The organism is uncultured Clostridium sp., from assembly GCF_947036855.1.
GTDB lineage: Bacteria > Bacillota > Clostridia > Clostridiales > Clostridiaceae > Sarcina.
The window spans coordinates 1-6,484 of the sequence record NZ_CAMQRY010000125.1 but is presented as its reverse complement, the minus strand read 5'-3'; the positions used below and the strand labels follow the sequence as shown (position 1 = coordinate 6,484).

The 6,484-nt window shown below is 30.3% G+C and carries 5 protein-coding genes, 4 tRNA genes and 1 other annotated feature; all 9 genes read right to left on the bottom strand.

Features of this window, described 5'->3' with window-relative positions; genetic code table 11:
* Positions 1 to 176: 176 nt before the first annotated feature.
* Positions 177 to 267 (bottom strand) — tRNA-Ser (locus Q0V15_RS10830).
* 34 nt (positions 268 to 301) lie between these two features.
* Positions 302 to 392, bottom strand: a tRNA-Ser gene (locus tag Q0V15_RS10825).
* A gap of 164 nt (positions 393 to 556) precedes the next feature.
* Complete coding sequence (locus Q0V15_RS10820) at positions 557 to 802, bottom strand: hypothetical protein (protein ID WP_297438886.1); 246 nt, start codon at positions 800 to 802, stop codon at positions 557 to 559.
* Between the two features lie 116 nt (positions 803 to 918).
* Positions 919 to 1,009 (bottom strand) — tRNA-Ser (locus tag Q0V15_RS10815).
* A gap of 34 nt (positions 1,010 to 1,043) precedes the next feature.
* Positions 1,044 to 1,134: transfer RNA gene (locus tag Q0V15_RS10810), tRNA-Ser, on the bottom strand.
* A 171-nt stretch (positions 1,135 to 1,305) separates the two neighbouring features.
* On the bottom strand, positions 1,306 to 2,580 hold the full coding sequence (gene serS / locus Q0V15_RS10805; protein ID WP_297438884.1) for a serine--tRNA ligase: 1,275 nt from the start codon (positions 2,578 to 2,580) through the stop codon (positions 1,306 to 1,308).
* A 103-nt stretch (positions 2,581 to 2,683) separates the two neighbouring features.
* Positions 2,684 to 2,894 (bottom strand) — a binding site (T-box leader).
* 60 nt (positions 2,895 to 2,954) lie between these two features.
* Complete coding sequence (locus tag Q0V15_RS10800) at positions 2,955 to 3,185, bottom strand: DUF1667 domain-containing protein (RefSeq protein ID WP_297438882.1); 231 nt, start codon at positions 3,183 to 3,185, stop codon at positions 2,955 to 2,957.
* A gap of 10 nt (positions 3,186 to 3,195) precedes the next feature.
* Positions 3,196 to 4,590, bottom strand: coding sequence for an NAD(P)/FAD-dependent oxidoreductase (locus Q0V15_RS10795; protein ID WP_297438880.1), 1,395 nt, complete (start codon positions 4,588 to 4,590; stop codon positions 3,196 to 3,198).
* Positions 4,591 to 4,723: 133 nt separating this feature from the next.
* Positions 4,724 to 6,484 (bottom strand): UPF0182 family protein (locus Q0V15_RS10790; protein ID WP_297438879.1); only part of this gene is annotated, 1,761 nt, incomplete at its 5' end.

Below are 6,484 nucleotides of genomic sequence, written 5' to 3'. Positions count from 1 at the left end.
TTTTTTAGCATAAATTTATATTTAATATGAAAATTATTATCAAAATTAATATTTTAAAAGTATCTATAATTTTAAAAACTATCTAAGCAATTCAAATATATAACTACTAAAACAAAGCTACATAATAATATTTAATTTTACGCACAAAAAAAACCTAGTTATAAAAACTAGGTTTTTGGCGGAAAATCAGGGATTTGAACCCTGGCGCCAGTTGCCCGACCTACACCCTTAGCAGGGGCGCCTCTTCAGCCACTTGAGTAATTCTCCAAGTTTTACCACTTTAAAAATGGTAAAAAAAATGTGGTGGAGAGAGTGGGATTTGAACCCACGGTACGCGTAAACGTACGCCGGTTTTCAAGACCGGTGCCTTAAGCCAGCTCGACCATCTCTCCGAACTACAAGGATTATTATATCAAGTAAATTTAAGATTGTCAACTATTTATAATATCTTTTTATTTTATTTTTTAAATTTATTAAATACAAGTAATATAGTATCTTCAAATTTATAAATCATTATAAAGCTACTCCTTATAAGATCACCTTATGATGTATTTTTTTAAATCTTGTATAAAGGTCCTATTACTATAACAAATATTAGAACTATTATATTTAAAAACATTCCAATACTCCATGGTATAAGAACTTTATAATTCTCTCCATTTTTTTTCATAGCAATTATTGATGCAATCATACCTAATATTGAAAATAAAAATCCTGCTAAAAATGATGTAAGAGCTCCCGCTATTCCAAGACCTCCAAATATGTATGCTAAATTTGTTGCAAGCTTCCTTTTTTTCTCCATAACTAAAACATTCCCCTTTTCTCTTTTGTTCAAACTCAAATGCGTATTTCACTTTAATTATATTATAAATTTATATATTTGAAAAACAAAAAAACCTAGTTATAAAAACTAGGTTTTGGCGGAAAATCAGGGATTTGAACCCTGGCGCCAGTTGCCCGACCTACACCCTTAGCAGGGGCGCCTCTTCAGCCACTTGAGTAATTCTCCAAGTTTTACCACTTTAAAAATGGTAAAAAAAATGTGGTGGAGAGAGTGGGATTTGAACCCACGGTACGCGTAAACGTACGCCGGTTTTCAAGACCGGTGCCTTAAGCCAGCTCGACCATCTCTCCAAGCTACAATAATTATTATACTAAGATATACTTGTTATGTCAATACTTTTAATTATATTTTTTCTTTTTTTTATAAAAATCTTTAAATGGCTTATTTACTACCTTAAAATTCAAATCTTTTTTATAAATAAATAGGAGCTACATCTGTAGCTCCTATTTATTATTTATTATTTATTTTAATATATTACATCTCATATAATGTATTAATTCTTCTGGCACTATAACTGTCCCATCTTCTTGTTGATAATTCTCAAGAAGTGCTGCAACAGCTCTACCAATCGCAACTCCTGACCCATTTATTGTGTGTATAAATTGAGGCTTATCAGTTGCTGTTTCTTTATATTTAATATTAGCTCTCATAGATTGGAATGTTTCAAAGTTTGAACAACTTGAAATTTCAACATATCTATTGTAACTTGGCATCCAAACCTCTATATCAAACTTAAGTGATGCTGTGAATCCTAAATCACCCTTGCATATTCTAACTACTCTGTAAGGAAGTCCAAGACCTTGTAATACTGACTCTGCATCAAGAACTAACTTATCAAGTTCTTCATAACTTTGCTCTGGCTTACAAAACTTAACAAGCTCAACTTTATGGAATTGATGTTGTCTTACAAGACCTCTAGTATCTCTTCCTGCTGAACCTATTTCAGATCTGAAACAAGCACTAAAAGCAACATGTTTTATTGGTAATTCAGCACCTGTAAAAGTTTCACCTCTATACATGTTCGTTACTGGAACTTCTGCTGTTGGTATCATAAAGAATCCATTGTCTACTTTAAAAGCATCATCTTCAAACTTAGGTAATTGACCTGTACAAGTCATACTTTCTCTATTAACCATATATGGAGGAAGTATTTCTGTATATCCATTATCAAATGTATGTTTATCTAAGAAATAGTTTATTAAAGCTCTCTCAAGTCTAGCTCCATTTCCTTTATATATAGTAAATCTTGAACCTGTTACTTTACCAGCTCTTTCAAAATCTAATAAATTTAAATCTATTCCTAAATCCCAATGTGCTTTTGGCTCAAAGTTAAATTTAGTAGGTACTCCCCAGGTTTTAATTTGAACATTATCTTCATCTGTATCACCTTCAGGTACTGATGGATGTGGGATATTAGGAATACTTAATAAAATAGTTTTTATTCTCTCATTTATTTCTGAAAGTTTTGCATCAAATCCTTTTATAGTTTCCCCTATCTCTTTCATCTCAGCCATTACAACAGCAACATCTTCACCAGCTTTTTTTCTTTTAGGTATTTCAGCAGAAACTTTATTTCTTTGATTTTTTAAAGCCTCCACTTTTACTAATATACTTCTTCTTTCTTCATCTAAAGTTATAAGTTCATCAATCACAGTAGGATTAAAATTTTCTCCTCTATTTTCTAAAAGAGTTTTAATTTCTTCTGGATTTTTTCTAATTCTTTTTAAATCTAACATTTTTCATTCTCCCTTTATAAATTTATTTATTATTACAAAAACAAACAATATTTGTGTGAAAACATCTTTTTTTGCACAAAAAAAAGAGTCTCCTATCCCCATAGAAAGGGACGAAAGACTCCGCGTTGCCACCCTAATTGATAAGTTATATGCATTTCTAACTTATCCACTTTAGTACTATTAACGGATAGTTCCGTACTGCTTGTTTTCACAGTCCCTCACAGGTGGATTCATAAATATTTTAAATTAGTTCACAGCAACCACTAACTCTCTTTGTTAAAATATTTTATTACTAGCCTGATCATAGGTTTAATTACTATTGCTTTTTAATTTCATTATATTAATCTATTACTTTAATGTCAATAAATTCTTTCTTAATCTTTATTTATAGTTCTAGTACAAATTATATCAATCCCTGTATTTAATATATTTTTACAAATTACATCTCCAATTTGTGTTGGAACACTCATATAAAGTCGTCCAAGCACTTTAGAAAATTCTATCCATAAAACTATATCAACAGGTCTATTACTCTTAACAGAAACAACATTATGCTTCTTAGAGCCCCTAAGTCTTATAACACTAGTAAAAGTATCTTTAGCCATAATGTCCTCCTTATATTTCATCAAATTCTTTTATTCTTGATGCTAGTAAATTTGAGTTTCTAGAATCTTCAACAATTTCTGTTGGTTTCTTATCAAGCTCTCTTGCTAAAATATCTATAATCTTACTTATACAATTAGCTCCATGACACCTACCAAAAGTTGCACCTGTTCTTCTTTTAACCCCTTCAAGAGTTCTTGCTCCAAGTGGTCTTCTAATACAATCTACAACTTCTCCCTCTGTAACTAAATTGCACATACAAATTATCTTACCATATTTATTATCTACAGCAACAAGTTCATTTCTTTGCTCATTATCAAGATTTTTAAATCTATAAAATTCTCTTCTCTTATCAATAAAATTATTATTTTTTGAACATTTTAAGTTCTCTACAACACTTTCACTTACAAGATGAGCTATCGCAGGTGCTATAGTAACCTCCGCATAATGCTTACCTGTTATTTTTATATAGCCTTTATTAATTTCATTATCATCAATAATTATAATATCTTTATGATGCTCATCATAAAAAACATTATTAACATTGTTATTACTTATACTTGGAAGCAGTGCTTTAGCCTTTCTAAGGGACTTATAAAACCCTAAAGACTTATCTGAATTAATTCCAATAACTCTTTCACCACCAGTACCTGGTATATGTGTCATATAATTTTCATCATCATCAATCTTTACAACTAAATTTGAATACTGAGCTTCATTACAATTATCTAAAAGAAGATAATATGTTTTTAAAATTTCACTCTCATCAGTAATTTCACTTTCATCACTAACATATAAATCTCCTGGTATAGTATTTACAACAAACTTACAAGAAAACTTATTCTTATTTGTCGTAACTCTAAAACCATTAACAAGTCTTTGAATCTCATTAACTCTCTCTTCAAGTCTAAATCTAACACCATTTTCAAAAGCAACTTCACCATATGCAATAGCAAGATCATAAGGGTTTATAACTGCTGTATTTTCGCTATATAAAGCCTTTGTAATCTTCCCCTGAAAATTAGGTTCAATCTCTTTAGCTTCTTCAGAATCCATAAGTCTAATACCATCAAACTTTCTACTCTTAGCTCTTTTATACATTTTTTCTATTACAACTTCTGATTCGCTATCATCTGCAATTCTTAAAGTACCTATATTAGTTATTGGTAAATTAAACTTATTACAAATTTCTTTAATAAATTTATTCCCCATATCTTCAAGTGTACTCATAAGATCATTCTTACACTCTGTACCATCATAAACTATATCTGCATTAACAAATGAAATATCATCTGCAATATCAAAATCTTTTTCTATCAAAGCTATATTTAAATTATATTTAGATAGTTCATAAGCAACTGCGCAACCAGTTATTCCCCCACCTAAAATTAAAACATCATAATCCATACTAATTCACTCCTAATTACCCTAATTGTAATTAAATTTCTCTCTTGATTATATCATATATATGTAAATGCTTAATATATTTTCATTCTACGTAAAAAGAAAAGGCATCTATTAAGACACCTTTTCCTCAAATCTATTCAGTTGGGCTATTTGCCTCTAGTTCTACTTTATTACTATTTAAAAACTTACCAAGTTCATCTATAATTTCACCATAAAGTGCCCATTTACCTTCTCTTTGAGCTTCTATAGCACTATTAAATAACTCTGCTGCCTCTTTAAAATCGCCATTGTTATTTATATTTTCATCAGTTTCACCTTCTATAGACTCATCTCCACTATCAGCACCTGCTGAATATCCAAATAATTTAGAAAGAGCCTTCTCAACATTCTCTTCAATAACAATTTCATTTCCATTAGATAAAACTACTCTCTTCATCTCAGGCATACCATTTGCAGCCTCTGCTTTAAGATAAATAGTATTCATATATAATAATGAATCTTCTATTGGAAGTATTACAACATCTCCATAAACAACCTCTGAACCTTTACCAGCCCACAAACTTATTTCCTTAGAGATATCAGGATCTTGCATCATTCTATTTTTAAATAAACCCGGGCTATAAATAGCTCTTTGTTGTGGGAACTTATACATAACAAGCTCACCATAATTTTCACCATCCATTCTAGCCCCTAAAAGAGAAACCATGTTCTGCTTACCTTTCATATTAAAATATTCCATAAGCATCATTTCAATATTTTCCTCACCATGAAGTTTAGTCATAAGATAAAGAAGTTCTACTCTTTTAGCCTCTTTAGCATCTTCACCTTCAGTACCTTCAACTTTAGCTGGCTTACCTGAAACATCCCATAAATCTTCTTCAGTGAAAAGTTTAATAGCATCATTTATATGATATTTTGCTAAAACTTCTGTTTGTAAACTAAACATATCTTGTGGATATCTAAAGTGCTTAGACACACCATCTGGAAGTTCTGAAAGCGGCTTAAATAAATCTTTAAATATCTTAGAATATGTCTTTATAATAGGATCCTTATCATCTGCTACATAAAAATTAATATCTCCTGTATATGCATCAACAGTAATTTTAACTGAATTTCTAATATAGTTTATCCCATTATAAGGCTCTGAAAAAGGATATTTATCAGAAGTTGTATAAGCATCAACAACCCACATAATCTTATCATCTTGAACGATTGGGTATGGATCACTATCAAATGTTAAAAACGGAGCAATTTTTTTAGCTCTATCAATAATATTTCTATTAATTAAAATTTTACTTTCAGGATTTATAGCCCCTGAAAATACCATTTTAGGTTGTCCATATTCAATGGCAAAAGCTAACTTATTTAAAGCTGTCATAGGAATTCCAGCATCCCCATCATATTTAAATTCATTCTCTTTCTCTCCATCTGGATAATCAAATTCAACTACATCAGTATTAACAATTGCATAATCATCTGTACTCTCTCCAAAATAAATCCTTGGATTTTCCACACTGATATCTGTAGAGTTTAACGTAGGTATATCTCTCATAACAAAAGATGGTTGCCCTTCCTTTGTAACAGCATTAACCTCACTCATAGCAAGTCCATATCCATGAGTATATCTTAAGTGTTTATTCTGCCAAACATCATTCATATTAGATGTATTAATTTCTCTAGCAGCCACAAACATCTGTTTATAATCACCATCAACTTCATATCTAACAGTATCAACATCATTAAATTCATAGTAATTTTTTATAAGCTGTACTTGCTTATAAAAATTGAGAACTGGCTCAGCTGAATTTACCTTTAGATTATTGATAATATCTTCATTAGCTTCTAATTTTTCAGAAGTTAAATCATTACTAGGATTAAAATCAACTATTTCAAT

Coding starts and splice junctions, on each gene's coding strand:
- Q0V15_RS10820 (WP_297438886.1), bottom strand. CDS start 802: ATGGAGAAAAAAAGGAAGCTTGCAACAAATTTAGCATACATATTTGGA.
- serS (WP_297438884.1), bottom strand. CDS start 2,580: ATGTTAGATTTAAAAAGAATTAGAAAAAATCCAGAAGAAATTAAAACT.
- Q0V15_RS10800 (WP_297438882.1), bottom strand. CDS start 3,185: ATGGCTAAAGATACTTTTACTAGTGTTATAAGACTTAGGGGCTCTAAG.
- Q0V15_RS10795 (WP_297438880.1), bottom strand. CDS start 4,590: ATGGATTATGATGTTTTAATTTTAGGTGGGGGAATAACTGGTTGCGCA.